Genomic DNA, 18,382 nt, shown 5'->3' with positions numbered 1-18,382 from the left:
TGCTTGGTGACAATAGCGTTTTGGACCCACCTGACTCCATGCCGAACTCAGTAGTGAAACGAAACAGCGCCGATGATAGTGTAGCATTTGCTATGTGAAAGTAGGACATTACCAGGCTTCAAATACAAGAAAGCCCGATTCGAAAGAGTCGGGTTTTTTTACGTCTATAGAAAAGTAAAATTAAGTATTTCTTTCTCTAAAGCGGAGCGTCTCCTAAGCGAAGCGCCTCTTTGTGAATAGTGTTTTGACTATCCAATGCATTGAGCGATGGTAGTGCAACATTTCACTGTGACTCTTCACCGCGGTGGGCATCACAATATTCTACTTTGTAGCGCACCGACTTCAAATAAGCGAAACCCATTACAGCAATGTGGTGTTTTTTACTGTTTGGGATAAAGTAAACACCAAGCTACGATCCACTCCTCAAAGATTTTAATCAGCGTAAAAGTTAAGTTAGTTATATCCAGTGCTTAGAGCATAAGCTTTTACATTTAGCTGTAGTATTTTGTTATACGTATTATTCTTTACATCTCTTCTCATTTTGTTGCAATTTCATTCTTGGCTTACTAAGTGAGCTGTGTAAGACTACTGATGTTAATTTAGTAAATCAGGTGACATGAATGTCGAATAGTAAAGTTTGGAAACTTATAGGCCTGTTTTGTTTGTTTACGGTGCTTGTAGGATGTCAATCTAAAGAAGAGCAACTGCAACAAACAATCCAAGAGTCTATAAAAAAGGCGGATACTGAGCTATCACAGTTAGGTAGTGCGCTAGATAATGGCAGTATACGCAATGCTGTATTACTCAAAGAGTATGGTTCGCTTCTAAAAAAACAACAGCCAGAACTTGCAAATGTTGTTGATGTAATTACCTTAGATGCCTCTCGCCAAGGTGCACTTTATAGTGGCTTATCACAGCGACTTAAAGAGATTAAAAGTACCTACTTAATTCCTCCATATGAAGATACTTTACACAGTATCGATCTTTTACGCGAAGCAGCAAAGCCGACTTTGTTTTCTGATGCGTTAACCGATCCTGTAAATATGCTAGCTGACATGTCGAATGGTTCATTGGCACGTGTTGGTGCTATTAGCCAGCAAGCTGAAGGCGAGGGGGTAGGAAACCAAATGGTCGGCAACCCTAATTATGGAAACTGGCAAACTAATAGCAGTGGCATCAGCTTTTGGCAGTGGTACGGTATGTACCGGATTTTGGGTGATGTATTTGACAGGGTTGAATATGGAAGCTGGAGTAAACGCCGTAAGTATAGTTACTACAATGACTACGGCCGTTATCGCTACTCAAGCCCTAAACAAATTAAAACACAAAGCGCATTAGAAACACGCACACGTCAAACATACCAACGTCAAGGCAAGCAATTCACAAGCCCTTATGCTAGTAAAAAGACGGGGGCTTCAGGTTTGAGTCGCAGTAGTTATACACCGCCTAAAAGCCGTAGCAGTTACTCGCGATCAAGTAGCTATAGCAATAGCTCCGGTTCGGTTCGTGACAGTGGTAGCAGAACCTCTCGTGGCGTGAGCCGTGGTAAGTAAAGAATAAAGTTGGAGTTATAATAATATGTACGAATTTAATGGAATAACTATGTGGTCGCTGCAAGCATTGGCAATCGACTTCGCTGTAATTGTGTTGTTATTTGTGAGCCTTAAATACATTAAAGGCTGGGTGTCTAATTTACATGCCAATGATGAAATTACCGAGCGCGATAACTTTGCATTCGGAATAAGCTTTGCTGCTGGTTTAGTTGCGCTTGCAATTGTATTAACGGGTGTTAGTAGCGGGGCGTTTGCTGCAACACTTCAGCAAGAAGCGTTACAAATGATTGGTTATGGCGCGCTTGCTATCGTATTAATTAAATTAGGTCACTTCTTTCAAGATAAAGTAGCGCTGCGTAAAGTAAGTCTGCACGATGAAATAGTCAAAGGTAATGTTACTGCGTCAATGATTGATTTTGGCCACGTAGTCAGTGTTGCAGTGGTTATACGCTCTGCATTGCTGTGGGTTGCTACAGAAGGTTGGCATGGTTTACCTGTTGTTATTGCAGCCTTTGTTATTGGCAGTATTGTATTATTGTTTGTGAGCCAATACAGAGTTATGTTATTCAAGCGAACCAATAAAAATGGCGATTGTCTTCAACAAGCTATCATTGATGATAACTTAGCCGTTGGCATTCGTTACGCAGGCTATTTAGTGGGGAGTGCATTAGCTATCACAGCGGCAACAGGTATTGCCCCTTACGCTGCTGATAATATTAATGCTAGTTTATTGTATTGGGCTGTCAGTGCAATTGTGAGCTTGGTTGCGTTTATTATTCTGCACTTGGTGACTATTAAAATAATTTTATCGGGTTGTGATATTTCTGATGAAGTTAACCGTCAAAAAAATGTGGGTGTAGCAGCTATTTCTGCAGCTGTTTCGTTTGCTGTAGGCATCACAATGGCAACTTTATTAGGCGCATAATCAGTGTCAACTACAACCAAAAGCCCAAGTAAGTCACGCTTACTTGGGCATGATATATTACTTATTACTGTAATGGCCGTGCTCGCTGGGTGCGGCCTTATTTATGAATACCTACTCTCTCATTACGCTGGTCGAGTATTAGGCTCTGTTGAAAGTGCTATTTACGCAATGATTGGTACCATGATAGTTGCCATGGGGTTAGGGGCATTTTTAGCGCGTTGGTTTAAAGATGCCTTTACCGCATTTGCTTGGTTAGAAAGCATAATTGCTTTGATTGGTATGGGCTGTATTTTAGCGATAGCCAGTGTCATTGCGGTTAGTTATTCACTTCCTTATTTATTTTCAAGTATTTTTAATCTGCCCCCTGATGTTGTGCTCAATGGTTACGTATTTCAAAAGCTGCAAGAATGGTCGCGCTTTTTGCCTTATGTATTTGGCTTAATTTTAGGATTATTTATTGGCATGGAAATACCGCTTATAGCGCGTATTCGTCAGCATGTGTATGGCCGATTCTTAGAAAATAACGCGGGTACAATTTATGGTGCAGACTACATTGGTGCAGGTATTGGCGCAGCAATTTGGGTGAGCATAATGCTTGCTATGCCGATAATGCAAGCCGCCGCATGGACTGCTTTGTTTAATATTATTGCAGGTCTTGCCTTTTTATGGCGTTACCATGCCCATGTACGTTTTGCTAAAGCCTTATTGGTTTGCCATATTCTACTACTGGTATTGTTTGGCTTTATTTTAGTACTCGGTGGTAGCTGGATGAATAGCCTAAGTAACGTGTTGTACAAAGATAAGGTTATTTATTCTCAAGCGACTAAATATCAACATGTTGTTTTAACCGAGAGGCTAAGCAAAAACCAAGCGCAACCCATTACCGACCTGTACTTAAATGGTCGCTTACAGTTCTCTAGTGTTGATGAGCAAATATACCATTCAATGCTCGTTTATCCGGCTATGCTTGCCTCTAACCGTCACGATAAGGTGTTGATTATTGGCGGAGGTGACGGCTTAGCACTCAGGGATGTTTTAAAGTGGCCAGTAAACGAAGTCACTCTAATTGATTTAGATGGACAACTACTTGATTTATTCGGTCATGAAGACGATAAGTTTCACTCACCAGCGGCTATTACGCAGCGGCTGGTAAACCTTAATAACGATTCAATGAAAGACCCCAGAGCACAAGTTATTGTAGGCGATGCCTTTTTAGAAGTGGAAAAATTACTCGATCAAAATAAACAGTTTGATACTGTTATTATTGATTTACCTGATCCAAATCACCCAGACTTGAATAAGCTTTACAGCGATTATTTTTATAATCACGTACGTCAGTTGCTGGCTCCTGATGGGGCTATGGCAGTGCAATCAACGTCGCCGTATCATGCAAAAAAGGCGTTTTTGAGTATAGCCAAAACGGTAAAGGCGGCTGGGTTTGATTACGTGGAGCAATACCAACAAAATATTCCATCGTTTGGCCAGTGGGGGTGGACAATTGCTACCAAAATGGGTCAACCAGCCAGTGCACGAATAAATAATATAGGCGAAATGCCGGTATCGTCACGATGGATAAGTAAAAAATATTTACTAGCAAGTTTTGTATTCCCTAATCAGTATTTTGAACAAATAAATGATATTGAGGTCAATAGGTTAGGTTCTGGTCAGCTTTACGATTATTACCGATCAGCATGGCAAATAGAAAGTGAACTGTATAAAAACTAACAAAACATGGTTGACATAATATGTCTACCGTGCGAATCTTAACTCAGACATAATATGTCAAACAACACAAAGGCAGAGACATGGAACTAAACGAACTTTCAATAAAATTAGCTTCTTTTGAAACTGAAGGTGCTAACTTTGAGTCTTTCTTGATTGCCAATCCAGGTGAGCAAGATGTTTTACAAGTCATTGTTGATGGAAATGATGAACTTCCAATTTTTGTTACGCAAACTCAAGAGCAGTTGTTATGTATTAGCTACTTGTTTGGCGAAGACGAAGTAAAGAGTGAATTACGCAACGAGTTAAACGAAACATTACTACGTTTAAACGTGCCAATTCCACTAAGTGCATTTGCTAAAATCGATAATAAATACGCGATTTTTGGTGCACTGTCGGTAAATTCATCATTAGATGACGTTACCCACGAACTAGTGACATTAGCTGATAACGCTATTGACGCACTAGAAGCCGTGACCTTGTATTTAAACGATTAGTAACTAGTTAGTGGAGTTAAGATTATGAGTATATTAAAAAAATTATTTACAGCTGTACGTGGCGGTGCACGTGAAGCAGGCGAAGCAATTGTAGATGCAAATGGTATCCGTATTTTTGAACAAGAAATTGCGGATGCACAAAATGCACTTCACCGTGCTAAAAAGAGCCTGACAGAAGTAATGGCTAAAGAAATGCAGACTAAGCGTAAAATTAGCGCAGTAGATGCATCAATTGCCGAGCACGAGGCTTATGCAGGCCAAGCACTTGAAAAAGGCAATGAAGCTTTAGCATTAGAAATTGCTGAAAAAATTGGTGATTTTGAAGCTGAAAAGGCAGAAAATGAGCAAGTTTTAGCGGGCTTTAGCAATCACATTGTGACACTTAAGCAGCAAGTTAAAGATGCTGAAAAGTCGATTAAAGAAAACCAACGCCAACTTACTATGGTGAAAACCACTGAGAGCGTACAGCAAGCAACAATGGCTGTTAACAGTACACTTAATACCAATAGCTCGTCGATGACCTCAGCTCGACAATCACTTGAGCGTATTAAGCAACGCCAACAAGATCGTAGCGACCAGTTAGGTGCTGCAAAAGAGCTTGAGTCGGAAGTGAATGGCGACGATTTAAAAGCTAAAATGGCTGAAGCGGGTATTGGTGACACCAGTCCAAAAAGTGCTGACATTTTAGCGCGTATTAAAGCTAAGCAAAACGGCTAATAGTACGTACATTATTAATGAAAGGTAATTAAGCTGTGCTTAGTTACCTTTTTTGCTTAAGGGATGCTTCATTATGTTTAATTTTTTCAAATCTAAAAAAGAGCCAGAACGTCAGCTTAATCATGCAAGTGAGTTAAAAAAAGGCGACATGTTCACAGTGATCGATTCGTTCGCTTATCCGTCTTGGTTAAAAGGACAGACGTTGCGTGTTATTGATGTACAAACTTATCAATATCAGCACAGTAGTGACACTGAGTTTGTGCTTGAGACCAACAGCGGGCAAGTCGTATTTTTGCAAATTGCACAAGAAGACGGTGAGCAGTGGGCTAATTTTTCGATAAAAGTTCAGCGAGATGAAGTTGATGATATTTTCACTCTTGATGAATTTGCTCGTATATTTGATGAAGAGTCATTAACGCATATTGCAGTTAAAAATACCCCCGAGCGTTTTATGCAGTTTTTGGCTAAAAGTTACCAACAAACTGAGTCGCCGTTTGTTTGTTATTTTCATAATAAAGACTTTCGTGGTCAAAGCCTACCTCGCTATGAGCAAGACGGTGGCGAACCTTGTGAAATGATATGTTTAGCATCGCCTGATGAAGGGCATAGTCTAAATATTGAAATTTGGGATGGCGGCGAAACCGAAGTGTCATTAACACTTACGCGTCCAATTACCGATATTGTGGATTTATTTCCTGGAGACGCGAAGTGAGTGATGCTAAAGATAAGTGGTTACGCCAAGAGCAGGCCGTGCGTGCTACACAAATGGCATTTGATTTAAGTAGCGATGTTCAAAAGCAAATAAAAAAGCAAGCAATTGACCAAGAGCTCACACCATCAGATATGATCCGGAAAATACTTGGCTTAGATGTAAAGTCAAAAAAAACGCGTCAGCGCTTATCGTTCAATTTAAATGACGATGAGATAGCGCAATTAGCGAGCCGTTTTGATGTACCCAGTGAAGATAAGCGTGCGGTAAAGCAACAAGTTGCAGAGCTTTTAATTGCGCATACTAAAAAAACAAAATAGTTAACCTGATCTCTGGGTAATGAATCTATATCAAGCAATTATTTCGGCTAGAGAATATCACGTTTGAAAAGGTTATTTTACATTGTACTCGTAAAGCTATTAACCAGAGTTTAAGTTAACTAAAGCAGTGCTTTTGCGTTCTTTGTATTAAGCCCTTACACTAAAGGTAACAACGATAAAGAAGTACTGCTTTGAATATTATACTGATTACTTACCTAATTATTTTTGCGTTATTTGGTACTGCAGCAAGTTATTTTGTGCGTTTTATATATGCGTACTGGATACTAAAAACAATGCCAATGAAATACATACTTAAAGCAGGGATATGCGTGCTGTTGGTCGTGGTTATTTCAGCGCTTATTCCGTACTTAAGTTAACGCTGAAATCCCCCTCAACACTTCATTACTTGATATCGATTGATTGGCATTGCTGGTTAATACATAGCGATTGTACTTCAATAACCGGTAAACAATCAGTTAATGATTGCTGTTCATTTTGATTTTTTTCTTGTTCGGTGATTTGCTGCGCAATGCTTTCTGCTTGTTCTTGTGGAGTATTTAGCGTTGAATAAACGGCATATTTACTCGGTCCACCGCAGGCTCGCGCTCCTACTTCAAGTACTTTGCACTGAAAGCTTGCCGTACAGCCGTTGTTATCAACTATATTGGCAAGTTGGCTATTTAAAGCCGACAAGCTTTGGCCTTTAGCGCCATTTTCAGGTGCTGTGGTTGAGCAGCCACTGAGTAATAAAATGCTAGCAGCAACACTAAAAATTGATAATTTAACTGTCAATGTTAAACCACTCATATTGTTATCCTTAAAATACACTTACCGCTGAGCCTTCAAGTTTAACACACTTATTTTCAACGCACTGAGTGCTTGGTGTTGTTAAATGCTGACAAATACTCATCATTCCCTTTTGCGCATTAAAATTACTTTCAAGCTCGGTGATTGTTTTACTGAGTGTTTTTACTTGTTCGTCGCTTGCTACTTTAGTTGAGTAAACTTCAAAGCTACTAGGGCCACCGCATGCACGACTACCTACTGCAATAACTTTACATTGCATACTAGTATCGCAGCTTGTATCTGCAATAAGCGTGTTTAACTGGGCTTTAGCTGTTGTAATATCTTCAACTGATACCGCTTCTACACTTGTATTTGAAAGTGCGTCAACGTCACTTTTTGTTTGAGTGGTTTCTTTTAGTGTTTGTTGTTGTGGTTTTATTACTTCAGCAGTAGTTACTGATTCTTTTTCTGCTGGTGTTTTTTCTAAACACGCACTTAAACAAAGGGGTAAAACAAGAGCTAATAATACAGGGCGCATAAGATACCTTGATAGTGATGAATAATTCATCACTATCATACACGGTGCATTTTTAACGGCAATAAAAACTATATAATCAAGTAATTAAAGCCAAAGTATACAGGCTAGTTTAAAGGCCACCTTGTGTAAGCTTGGTTGGATTAAGCAGTTTTTCAAGTTCGCTACGCGGTAAATCGGTTTCTTGCTCTGCAACATCTATAATGGGACGCGCTTGTTTATAGGCTTGCTTCGCTATTTTGGCCGCTTTTTCGTAACCGATCACCGGATTAAGTGCAGTTACCAAAATAGGGTTTTTAGCAAGCGCGCGGTCAATGTTAGCTTGATTGACGACAAATGTGGCGATGGCTTTTTCTGCTAAAGCTTGGGCGCTGTTTGCTAGTAGCTCTATGCTTTGCAAAATATTATAGGCAATAACAGGCAGCATCACATTTAGTTCGAAGTTACCAGATTGGCCTGCAACAGTAATTGTGGCGTCATTACCAATCACTTGTGCGCTAACCATGGCAGCGGCTTCTGGTATAACGGGGTTTACTTTACCCGGCATAATGGATGAGCCTGGTTGTAGGGCTTCAAGTTCTATTTCGCCTAATCCTGCAAGAGGGCCTGAGTTCATCCAGCGTAGATCGTTCGCTATTTTCATTTGTGCTACAGCGAGTACTTTTAATTGCCCAGATAGTGCAACAATGGCATCTTGCGAACCAATATTGTAAAAAAAGTTATTGCTTGGCGAAAACTGTATACCTACATTTTTAGTCAGGTTCTTGCTAAATACATCAGCAAACTTTGGGTCGGCATTAATACCCGTACCAACAGCTGTGCCACCTTGTGCAAGTTCACATACCCGTTCGAGTGAACGGTCAATGCCCGTAGCAGCATGATTAATTTGAGATTGCCATGCATTAAGGGTTTGCTCAAATGTAACAGGCATCGCGTCCATTAAGTGGGTGCGACCCGTTTTAACAATAGCGCCTATCTCGCTCTTTTTATTCTTTAAATGTTGCGATAACTTATCAAGGGCGGGTAGTAATGATTGTCTTACGGCTATGGCACTACTTAGCGCGATAGCTGTAGGGACTACATCGTTTGAGCTTTGCCCCATATTTACATCATCATTGGGATGTACAGGATCCTGCTGAGTACTGGCAAGGGTTGCGATTACTTCATTGGCGTTCATATTAGAGCTTGTTCCTGAACCTGTTTGAAATACATCAACAGGAAACTGGTCATAATGCTCACCATCAATAATCGTTTGGCAAGCGAGCTCTATTGCGGTTGCCTTGGTTTTATTAAGATGCCCTAGCTCATAGTTACTTTGTGCTGCAGCTTGTTTTATATATGCCAGTGCCTTTATAAATTGTGCTGGCATAGTGAGAGAGCTAATAGCAAAGTTATTAACAGCGCGCTGCGTTTGCGCTTGATATAAAGCGTTAACAGGTACTTGTAACTCGCCCATACTGTCTGATTCTGTTCTAAAGTTGCTCATTGATCTGCTCCTTAAAAAGGGTTGAATTCGTGACTAAGAATGCGAGCTTCACGCTCAAGTAATAAAAATTTAGCACGACTATTGTGGCTTATGTAGAAACGCTTTAATGCAAGTAATGGTTTGTGTAGCTGGTGTAGGCATTGTTTGCGAATTGCATTATGAGTAAGAGGGTCGCACATTTTATTTATAATTTCATGGTGTGTGCGTCTAAGGTAATACTCTTGAAGTAGCGGGTTATTAAGTTGTTCAAAGTTTTTAGCCACGTCAAGAGCCGCGTCTATATAATGAGCAACGAGCATTGGGGCATGCAGGCCTGGTCGTTTGGAATTAAATGATAGGGTAGGCTGGTAGCTATTTAAGGCGTGATTTGAAGACATAAAAAAACCGACTCAACTAATGATAATAGTTATCATTACATTTAATCGGTTTCAGTGTAAATAGTTATTATAAAAATTATTTACGGCGTGAATTTTAATTGTAGCCGAGAATAAATATCTGGTCTGTTTCATGTTTAGTGATCGCCTTCTGATTATGTTTAGGGTGAGAAAGTAAATCAATTACTGTTGCTCTCATATCAAGGGTTTCACTGTGATCGTCGGTACTTTTTTCGGTTATAGCTACTGCTGCGTCAACAGCGGTATAGGGAGGCATATGCATAATTTTATCCTTTTGTGATTAGTTAATTAACCCTTAAATGGGTTAATTATATTGCTGCATAATACATACCAACCAAGCGGGTTATATCTAACCGCATGATTATATTTAACTTAATAAATAAAGCATAATTAGTCACGACAACATATTGCAAATTTGCTTTACTATTGTGCAAATATCCACAATTTTGGTGCACTCAATGACAAAGCCATTTTCACAAGCATGTGAAAACAATAAAGGCCCTATTTTAGAGCATTTAAACAGCGCGTTAATAAACGTTAAAACAGTACTAGAAATTGGTTCTGGAACTGGCCAGCACAGTGTATTTTTTGCTGAAAAATTACCTTATCTACAATGGTATACAAGTGATCGCGTGATTAATCATGAAGGTATTACGCTATGGCATGGTGAAGTGGATTTAGCTAATTTACATCCCCCTATTGAGCTTGATTTAAACCAGCCATGGCCTATCGACACAGTAGATGCAATATACACTGCAAATACATTTCATATTGTAAGTTGGTCACTAGTTGAACGGTTTTTTGACGGGGTTAAACGCCATTTGAATGATGAAGGCGTTGTGTGTATTTATGGTCCTTTTAAGTACAAAGGTGAATACACTAGTCAAAGTAATCAGGAGTTTTGCACCTTTTTAACTGAGCGAGATCCTTTGTGCGGCATAAGAGACTTTGAAGCTGTTGTGCATTTAGCACAACAAGTAGGACTTAAGCTTATAAGTGATCATGCTATGCCTGCTAATAATCAATTACTCATTTTTAAACGGCAGTAATAAAGTGCACTGCGCTTTGTAAAGTGCAATATGCTGGCGCTCTCGAAACAAGTAGTCTTCTATAGCACTGTTAAAATCATTGTTAACAATATGGTGGGCAGAGTAAGTAGTGACGGGCTCAAAGCCTCTCGCTATTTTATGTTCCCCTTGTGCACCTGAATGAAAGCAGTCGAGTTTATGTTTAATAGCAAACTCTATCCCTTGGTAATAACATAGCTCAAAGTGAAGGGCGTCAATATTTTCGCTTGCCCCCCAGTATCTGCCGTAAAGCGTGTTTTCACCAATTAAACTAAGTGTTGCAGCAACGACTTCGCCGTTTTTTTTGGCAAGCATAATAACTAACTGTGATGCCATCAGTGCATGCAAAAGGGTAAAAAACTCACTGTTTAGATAGCCTAAATGTCCTGAGCGTTTTAAATAGGTGCGCTGATAAAACTCGCAGAACACCTGCATGGTTTCAGGTGTAATATCTGCACCTTGTAGCCAGTCAATACTGATATTTTGCTGTGTTATTTTAGCGCGTTCCTTTTTTAGCGATCTACGTTTACGCGAATTTAGCGTGGTTAAAAAATCATCAAATGTATCAAAACCTTTATTAAACCATTGAAATTGAACGCCCTCTCTTAGCATAGAATGCTGCGTAGTGAGTAACTTTGCTTGTGTTTGGTCGCAAAAATTAACATGCCAACCAGACCATCCTTGGTCAATGCCGTGTTTGCAGAGTTGATCTGTAATATAGCTATATACAGCAATGTGGTCTGTATGATGAATGGCAATGCGTTTACCTTCAATTGGACTAAATGGCACGCCTGAGAGCCATTTAGGATAGTAGCGAAGACCATTTTTTTCGTATGCTTCAGCCCATGCCCAATCAAATACATATTCACCGTATGAGTGGCTTTTTAAATAACCTGGTGCAAGCGCTATTAACTTACTCCCTTCATAAACAGCTAAATGATAGGGCTGCCAACCACTTTGCGGTGTTACACATTGGCTTTGTTCTAAGGCGTATAAAAAGGCATGTTGAGTAAAAGGTTCATCACCAAAAAAAGCATGCCACTGCGCTTGCTCTATTTCAGTAATATTTTTAAACCATCGATGAGAAAAGCTGCGCATAACATCTTACCTTTTACATACACGTAATTTTTAATTACGCACACAAATTTTAATTATATTGAGTATACGTGGATTTAACTGTTTATTACGCTAAGTGACAAGTCAATTTAAAGCTATGCAAGAGTTGATTAACATTATTTAGTGCCTACTTTTACAAACTGGTTTAAACACTCGGTTAGTTTTGTAAGCTTTACAGGTTTTGCTAAATGTTCATTAAAGCCCACTCTTTTAGCTTTAATTTTATCTTCTGGCATGGCGTCAGCGGTTAATGCAATAATAGGAAGCTCTTGTTGTGATTTAAACTCGCGTACTAATTCAGTTGCTTTGTAGCCATCCATTACTGGCATCTGACAGTCCATTAACACAAGATCAAATGCTTGTTTTTTTATCATTTCAATTGCTTCTTCCCCATTTTCAACCAAGTGTGGAACAATGCCTAATGACCCTAACATCGCTTTTATCACCATTTGATTGACGGGATTATCTTCTGCTACCAATATATTTAAAGAGGCAATATTAATATCTTTTGATATAACGTTGGGTTTTAACTCGGGCTCTGTGGTGTGTAAGTTTACGGTAAAGCTAAAGGTTGAGCCTTTACCCAAATCACTTTGTAAATTGAGCGTTCCTCCCATTAGTTGGCATAACTCCTTAGCTATTGTTAAACCAAGGCCAGTCCCTCCAAATTTACGAGAAGTTGAACTATCGGCTTGGGTAAATGCGTTAAATAAGGTGTTATGTTGGCTTTTTTCAATGCCTATGCCAGTATCGGTTACTTTTATGCTTAACTTCACTTTGTTAATAGATACAAACTCAGTGTCTATATCGAGAGTGACGCTTCCGTCATTAGTAAATTTAATCGCGTTACTACACAAGTTCAGTAGTATTTGCTCAATGCGCATTGCATCACCTACAAACCAAGTATCGACTGGTAAGTTACACTTGATCATCCATTTAATATTCTTATTTTCCGCACTCTGCTCAAACATAGTGTCTATGCGTTTTATAAGGGCTTTTGGATCAAACGCAATCGACTCAAGTATTAAATGTTGTGACTCGATTTTAGAGATATCAAGCACGTCGTTTATTAAATTTAACAAGCTATTTGAAGATGAGTAAATTTTTTCGAGATAGTTGTGAAGCTTTTCAGCATCATCATCTTTTTTGGCAAGTGACGATAGGCCAATAATGGCATTCAATGGAGTGCGAATTTCGTGACTCATATTAGCCAAAAATTGGCTTTTAGCGCTATTGGCTAAATCAGACTGCTTTTTAGCTTTTACCAGTGAGTTTGTTCGTTCGGCTACTTGACGACTAAGCTCTAGTTGCTGCTGGTTAAATAGCATTAACACTACAATAATAAGTAAACACACAGCGGTTTGTAGCATAAGTAAAAATAAAGACATTTCAATGTTTTGCTGAGAAACATAGTTTTCTTTAAGTGCTAATTTTATGACCCATTGTTGCCCACCAAAATTAATATTGAATGACATTAACTGGCTTTGGGTTGCTTGCTCAAAGTTTTGAGAGTCGTTACTGTAAAAGGCGGGTTCGTTGTCATATTCAAACACATCAATAGAAAACATTTCAGATTGCTGCTGTGTAATAGCTTGTTCAATAATTTTATGCGCCAAAAATACACCGGTGGCATAGCCCTTTATATTTTCATTTTGACCATAGACAGGCGCAAATAATAGGTAGGCGGGTGTTGGCGTATTTGTTTGGACTAATTGAATGATTTTAGTGCTAATAGGCAAATACTTAATAGCTGGATTTTGCAAAGATGCTTTTCGATCTGGGTTTGAATATACATTAAAGCCAACCGCCTTTTGGTTACTTTTTAAAGGTGCTATGTATTTAACGACCACTACAGGGTCATCATCTTCGAGCGGATCACCAACAATGTTTATATTTTTCCGATAAATTTTTGACATTGTATCGCTGAGTGCTTGACGCTGCGCTTGTGTTATTTGTACATTCCAAGACAATGCTTTAATAAATGAATGTTTTTCAAGTAGTTTATTTGCTGAAGCGTAAAAGTCTTGCTCATTAAACTCAGATGATGATTGTACTTGGCTTGCTAAGCTTTGCACGGCGATAATACTTTGATTTATATACCGGTATAAACTGTTTTCAATAACTTCAACTTCTCGCTCTGCAATTTTAATGGTATTTTTGCTGTTTTCGCGTTCGTAAATTTGTGCTGTAAGCGCCACAGATATAAATAAAATAGAGCAAACTGCAATGGTTTCAAAGGCTAAAACTCTACGTTGTCCTGGTGCTTTGGGCAGTAACGACAATAAAAAAGGTGAGGCAATAAGTACCCCTAATATATCTCCTAACCACCAATAAATAACATGAAGCCAATGGTCCTCAATACTATAAAGTGGGTTAAAGTTACTTAACGCAAATACACCAATATTCGATGATAGTAAGCTTACTAAAACAGCAACTACAGCAATAAAATAAGCAATGTTTTTTCGTTTACGAAAATAAAGCGGATTTCCCAACCAATACCTAAGTAATGCAGCACCTACCATAGCCTGGATAATAACGCCAAAGGCAATGTAAATGGCCTGAGTAAACGTATTGCCGACCAGCATTACTTCATGAGCTGAGTTATCGAATATATTTAAGTTAAATGCAATTGCTGCAGCGAATAAAGGGGGAATAAAGCGCCACCACCAAATATAACAGCCAATTAAAGCAACCCCCGCGGGTAACCAAATAGGTACTATTTGCGAATTAAATGCAAACGCAGTAAGGCCAATACCCAGTAAATAGTATGCTAGGGCAAATAGTATGTAGAAAATAATTGATTGAAAAGTTGAGGTGAATATTCTCACATAATATCCATATATTTATGTTTTGGTTTTTAAAATATTAGTATAGCTAACAACACTTTATTTGCAGCACTATTACAACGGAAGCTGCTTTTTAGTAAATGATTGCTTAAGTACCACCGTTGACTCTATGTTAGCGATACAACTTAAGCCACCTAATTGATGCTTTACAAATTGTTCATAGCTTTCAAGATCGTTGGCAATAATTTTCAATAAATAATCATAACTACCTGATATTACACTGCACTCTAATACATGAGAAAGTTTTTCTACGGATTGTTCAAATTGATCTGCCGCGCTAACTGAATTTTGATTTAACCTAATAAAAGCATACACCAATACATTGAGATCAAGCGCTTTAGGATTAATTGCAGCGTGATAGCCCGTAATAATATGTTCTTTTTCTAGTTTTTTAATCCGTCTTAAACAGGGAGTATCAGATAAGCTAATTGTATTTGCGAGGTCAGACACTGATATTCTGGCGTTTGCTTGCAGAGTAATTAGTATTTGCTGATCTTTTTTATCTAACATATTTTGGTAACTACTTTTATTTTTTTAGTGATTTCCCCTAAGTATAAGCTTTTTTATACATTTTTTTGACGATTTACGCTCCCATGACTCTGTTAGCATTTAGTCATAAAAATAAAAGAGCATAATAATGAATACACATACGGCTATATTTGATGATTGGATAAGAACTGAGTTTGTAGAAATAAACACTGAGCTAGAGCATCTTTATTGGCAGCAAACCGATAAAGCACATGTTGAAGGTGTTGGCGAAGCGTTAAAGTTGCAGCTAAAAAATCAAGGTAATGCGCTAATTTCACATTTATTAGCAGAGGGAAATACCGATCAAGGGTTCGATCGTGCATTTGATTTATTGGGCAATGTTGGCTTATTTATGGCTGCATGTCGTCGCCATGAGATAACAGAACCTAGCAGAGAAACCACATCCCCCCTGGTAGAGGCATCGGCATTGGCAATGCATATTGGTGCGTCGATTGGTGTAACCCCTCGGTTCGCTACAGCGCATTTAACTACCCACAATAAAGCTGTTAACGGCAACTATAAACGCTTTACTCAATTACCTGATGAAAAACTCTTTTTAGACTATAACACCCAAAGTATTTTGGCGTACAAGCGAGCTAGTGATGCTTTGTTAAAAATAGTTCCGCTTGGCATATCACACCCTTTATGTGGTGAATTACTCAATGTTGCAAAAGATGCGCTCATGAATGTGATTGAATCAAATAATGCGTTATACAAACAGCTTGATACCGAGCGTTTTTTTAATTGTGTTCGCCCTTACTACAAACCTTATAGAGTGGGAAAAGAGGTTTATCGAGGTGCAAACGCAGGCGATTTTGCCGGAATTAACGTCATTGATATGTTACTTGGCCTATGCAGTGCAAATGAGCCCAGTTACTCACAAATGCTGGTGGACAAGTTTTTATATATGATGCCAGAAGATCAGCAAATATTAAGAGAATCTATGCGTATTCAAAGTTTTATGGATGATTTTTTGCATGCTCATAACAGCAAAAGCGCTCACTGGTTTAAGCGTCATGCGCAGCTTTTTATACAGGTATGTAAGCTTCATGGTGACACCGCTATCGGTCATCATAACCAACTGGTAGAAAAGTTTATCGCGCAACCATCTAAGCGAATGCAAGAACAGCATTTAAGTAAAGTTACGGCAAGTGGGCCACCATTGAATGTATTGTTAGATTCGCTTGAAAAATTAAGAGACAGGCGCGCAGCAGCACAAAGAGACGATATAAAAACGCGATTTGACGATCTTAACTTATTAAAAGAGTGGGTAAAGTAATATGTTTAAAGATGATTTTTGCATAGCTGAAGGGAGTTATTTATTAAGCCACTCTGTCGGTAAGCCGTTAAAAAGCATGGAGCGGCATTTTGCAGAACATTACCTATCACCATGGCAAGATTCAAATAAAGAGCCATGGCAGCAATGGCTACCTCAAATAGACGCGTTTACTTCTGCGTTAGGTAAGTTATTTAATTCACCAAGCTCACAGTTTTGCCCACAGGTTAATTTATCAAGCGGATTAACTAAGTTAGTGATGTCGCATCCTCAATTGCAACGAAAGCACTGCAAAGTTCTTATGGCGCAAAGTGACTTTCCGAGTATGGGGTTTGCCATGCAAAAGGCGCTACCGTCTTGTGCGCAAATTGTGTTTATTCCCGAAGAAGAAAACCTAAGCGAACTATCTGTATGGGAGCGTTATTTAACTTGCGATATAGATATGGTTTTTGTAAGCCATGTTTATTCAAATACGGGGGTGCAAGCCCCGATAAACGATATTGTATTGCGCAGTAAGACTACTAATAGTCTTTCAATAATTGATGTGGCGCAATCTGCTGGAGTGTTGCCTGTGGATTTAACGACACTTGATGCCGATTTCATGATTGGATCGAGTGTTAAGTGGTTGTGCGGTGGACCCGGTGCTGCTTATTTATGGATTAATAAAGACCAACTAGCACAGTGTAAACCTAAAGATGTAGGGTGGTTTTCTCACGAAAACCCCTTTGAGTTTAATATTAATAATTTTACTTATCACCATAGCGCACTTCGATTCTGGGGGGGAACACCCTCTGTTGCGCCTTATGTAATTGCTGCCCATAGTATTTCTTATTTTGCAGAGCTAACAGCGAACAAGGTAAGAAGGCACAATCTAGCGATGATTTCGGATATTCATCAGCATTTAAGTGAATTTGTTGTATCGCCATTACATAGCAGCCAATGCAGTGGAACAGTTATTTTGTTTTTTGATAAAAAACAGCTGCAGGTATTAACCGCGCTAAGCAAGGCAAACATTAGCGTTGATGAGCGCAAATACGGAGTGCGAGTTTCACCGCATATTTATACAACTAAAGAAGATATCAACGCGCTGATCAAAATCATAAAGCAAGCCCTTAAGGAATTTGACTAAGTAACTGCTTGCGTTGACGCAAAGCGTCTATTTGCTGTTGTGTACGCGTGACTTTTGACTCATAGGCGCTAGTAATTGGTGCGGTTTTTTTTGCAATGGCGTCAGCAATAGAAGAAGCGCCTAAACGGTTAGCTTGATCTTGTGTTACATAGCTGGCTTGCTGTACTTGCTCTTGATAGGCTTTTTCTGTTTGTTTAAGCGTTAATTGTAGTTTGCTTATTTCACGCTCTATTTGCTGAACTTCTAAAAAGTTATCTACTGAAGAGTCTGTAATATTGTTACTTGGCGTACTGCTTTTGTAGGCTTCAATAATGTTTGTTTCTTTTACAGTGATAACTTCCGCATTTTTTGCGCACGGTGTTTGACTAAAGGTCGGCACGCCTTTAATTACACACTTGTATACTGTTGTATTTTGGGCAGAGGAAAAAAAAGGTAGCGCTGTGCATGTAATTAACAATATGAATCGGTTCATAGCGAAACCTGAAGTGGCTGTAGTTTTATTAATAATGCACTAAGTTATAACGGGTTACAATTTGTTTAATTTTAATAAATTTTAGTCATAAAAAACCACAATTAAGTGGTTTAAATCTAGTATGCGGTAGAGAGGGAGGGATAGACTTGCTTACATCCATGTAATCAGCCGCTACGCGACGCTTGCAGCGGTCTAAACTGTTCCAGACATTTTATCGAACCCTGTCGAGGGTTCTCACCCTCCCCGTTTTTAACGGAGTTAAAATTCAGGCACAAAAAAACCACAATTAAGTGGTTTATATCT

General features: G+C 38.9%; 20 protein-coding genes and 1 rRNA gene. 12 read left to right on the top strand and 9 right to left on the bottom strand.

Features of this window, described 5'->3' with window-relative positions; translation table 11 throughout:
- The first annotated feature begins 2 nt into the window (after positions 1 to 2).
- The 9 genes from rrf (at position 3) to ATS71_RS18550 (ending at position 6,820) form a co-directional block, all read left to right on the top strand.
- Positions 3 to 117, top strand: a 5S ribosomal RNA gene (gene rrf, locus ATS71_RS17110).
- Between the two features lie 503 nt (positions 118 to 620).
- Positions 621 to 1,553 carry a hypothetical protein gene (locus tag ATS71_RS17105; RefSeq protein WP_058405889.1) on the top strand — a complete coding sequence of 311 codons (933 nt, stop codon included), beginning with the start codon at positions 621 to 623 and terminating at the stop codon, positions 1,551 to 1,553.
- Positions 1,554 to 1,578: 25 nt separating this feature from the next.
- The gene (locus ATS71_RS17100) at positions 1,579 to 2,478 is read left to right on the top strand and encodes a DUF350 domain-containing protein (RefSeq protein WP_058405888.1); all 900 of its coding nucleotides are present in this window, start codon (positions 1,579 to 1,581) and stop codon (positions 2,476 to 2,478) included.
- 3 nt (positions 2,479 to 2,481) lie between these two features.
- Positions 2,482 to 4,203, top strand: coding sequence for a polyamine aminopropyltransferase (locus ATS71_RS17095; RefSeq protein ID WP_058405887.1), 1,722 nt, complete (start codon positions 2,482 to 2,484; stop codon positions 4,201 to 4,203).
- An 80-nt stretch (positions 4,204 to 4,283) separates the two neighbouring features.
- Positions 4,284 to 4,697, top strand: coding sequence for a YjfI family protein (locus ATS71_RS17090; protein ID WP_006793818.1), 414 nt, complete (start codon positions 4,284 to 4,286; stop codon positions 4,695 to 4,697).
- 24 nt (positions 4,698 to 4,721) lie between these two features.
- Positions 4,722 to 5,414, top strand: a complete 693-nt coding sequence (locus ATS71_RS17085) for a PspA/IM30 family protein (protein ID WP_006793819.1) — start codon at positions 4,722 to 4,724, stop codon at positions 5,412 to 5,414.
- A 73-nt stretch (positions 5,415 to 5,487) separates the two neighbouring features.
- On the top strand, positions 5,488 to 6,126 hold the full coding sequence (locus tag ATS71_RS17080; RefSeq protein ID WP_058405886.1) for a DUF4178 domain-containing protein: 639 nt from the start codon (positions 5,488 to 5,490) through the stop codon (positions 6,124 to 6,126).
- On the top strand, positions 6,123 to 6,443 hold the full coding sequence (locus ATS71_RS17075) for a hypothetical protein (protein ID WP_058405885.1): 321 nt from the start codon (positions 6,123 to 6,125) through the stop codon (positions 6,441 to 6,443). The genes ATS71_RS17080 and ATS71_RS17075 overlap by 4 nt, the downstream gene beginning before the upstream one ends.
- Positions 6,444 to 6,634: 191 nt before the next feature.
- Positions 6,635 to 6,820 carry a hypothetical protein gene (locus ATS71_RS18550; RefSeq protein WP_058552775.1) on the top strand — a complete coding sequence of 62 codons (186 nt, stop codon included), beginning with the start codon at positions 6,635 to 6,637 and terminating at the stop codon, positions 6,818 to 6,820.
- A 25-nt stretch (positions 6,821 to 6,845) separates the two neighbouring features.
- Here ATS71_RS18550 and ATS71_RS17070 read toward each other — a convergent pair whose 3' ends face one another.
- The 5 genes from ATS71_RS17070 to ATS71_RS17050 form a co-directional block, all read right to left on the bottom strand.
- The gene (locus ATS71_RS17070) at positions 6,846 to 7,250 is read right to left on the bottom strand and encodes a hypothetical protein (RefSeq protein WP_058405884.1); all 405 of its coding nucleotides are present in this window, start codon (positions 7,248 to 7,250) and stop codon (positions 6,846 to 6,848) included.
- A gap of 10 nt (positions 7,251 to 7,260) precedes the next feature.
- On the bottom strand, positions 7,261 to 7,767 hold the full coding sequence (locus tag ATS71_RS17065) for a hypothetical protein (protein ID WP_058405883.1): 507 nt from the start codon (positions 7,765 to 7,767) through the stop codon (positions 7,261 to 7,263).
- 109 nt (positions 7,768 to 7,876) lie between these two features.
- Entirely contained in the window at positions 7,877 to 9,250 is a 1,374-nt protein-coding gene (locus tag ATS71_RS17060) for a class II fumarate hydratase (protein WP_058405882.1), read from the bottom strand.
- An 11-nt stretch (positions 9,251 to 9,261) separates the two neighbouring features.
- A complete protein-coding gene (locus ATS71_RS17055; protein ID WP_235591519.1) occupies positions 9,262 to 9,627 on the bottom strand; it encodes a hypothetical protein in 366 nt (121 codons plus the stop codon).
- 94 nt (positions 9,628 to 9,721) lie between these two features.
- Positions 9,722 to 9,907 carry a hypothetical protein gene (locus ATS71_RS17050; protein WP_010558102.1) on the bottom strand — a complete coding sequence of 62 codons (186 nt, stop codon included), beginning with the start codon at positions 9,905 to 9,907 and terminating at the stop codon, positions 9,722 to 9,724.
- A 196-nt stretch (positions 9,908 to 10,103) separates the two neighbouring features.
- Here ATS71_RS17050 and ATS71_RS17045 point away from each other — a divergent pair, with 196 nt between their 5' ends.
- Entirely contained in the window at positions 10,104 to 10,694 is a 591-nt protein-coding gene (locus ATS71_RS17045) for a DUF938 domain-containing protein (RefSeq protein WP_058405881.1), read from the top strand.
- Here ATS71_RS17045 and ATS71_RS17040 read toward each other — a convergent pair.
- The 3 genes from ATS71_RS17040 to ATS71_RS17030 form a co-directional block, all read right to left on the bottom strand.
- The gene (locus ATS71_RS17040) at positions 10,671 to 11,810 is read right to left on the bottom strand and encodes a GNAT family N-acetyltransferase (protein WP_058405880.1); all 1,140 of its coding nucleotides are present in this window, start codon (positions 11,808 to 11,810) and stop codon (positions 10,671 to 10,673) included. The genes ATS71_RS17045 and ATS71_RS17040 overlap by 24 nt on opposite strands.
- A gap of 134 nt (positions 11,811 to 11,944) precedes the next feature.
- On the bottom strand, positions 11,945 to 14,656 hold the full coding sequence (locus tag ATS71_RS17035) for an ATP-binding protein (RefSeq protein WP_058405879.1): 2,712 nt from the start codon (positions 14,654 to 14,656) through the stop codon (positions 11,945 to 11,947).
- Positions 14,657 to 14,728: 72 nt separating this feature from the next.
- A complete protein-coding gene (locus ATS71_RS17030) occupies positions 14,729 to 15,184 on the bottom strand; it encodes an Lrp/AsnC family transcriptional regulator (protein WP_058405878.1) in 456 nt (151 codons plus the stop codon).
- A 127-nt stretch (positions 15,185 to 15,311) separates the two neighbouring features.
- On the opposite strand from ATS71_RS17030, the gene ATS71_RS17025 reads away from it, so the two are divergent.
- Both ATS71_RS17025 and ATS71_RS17020 read left to right on the top strand, forming a co-directional pair.
- Positions 15,312 to 16,481 carry a PrnB family protein gene (locus tag ATS71_RS17025; RefSeq protein ID WP_058405877.1) on the top strand — a complete coding sequence of 390 codons (1,170 nt, stop codon included), beginning with the start codon at positions 15,312 to 15,314 and terminating at the stop codon, positions 16,479 to 16,481.
- 1 nt (position 16,482) lies between these two features.
- Positions 16,483 to 17,607 carry an aminotransferase class V-fold PLP-dependent enzyme gene (locus tag ATS71_RS17020; RefSeq protein ID WP_058405876.1) on the top strand — a complete coding sequence of 375 codons (1,125 nt, stop codon included), beginning with the start codon at positions 16,483 to 16,485 and terminating at the stop codon, positions 17,605 to 17,607.
- Here the strand turns inward: ATS71_RS17020 and ATS71_RS17015 are convergent.
- A complete protein-coding gene (locus ATS71_RS17015) occupies positions 17,591 to 18,079 on the bottom strand; it encodes a DUF4124 domain-containing protein (RefSeq protein ID WP_058405875.1) in 489 nt (162 codons plus the stop codon). The genes ATS71_RS17020 and ATS71_RS17015 overlap by 17 nt on opposite strands.
- Positions 18,080 to 18,382: the final 303 nt, after the last annotated feature.

It is taken from the genome of Pseudoalteromonas sp. H71 (assembly GCF_001468485.1).
GTDB lineage: Bacteria > Pseudomonadota > Gammaproteobacteria > Enterobacterales > Alteromonadaceae > Pseudoalteromonas.
This window is presented reverse-complemented; position numbering and strand designations above follow the sequence as displayed.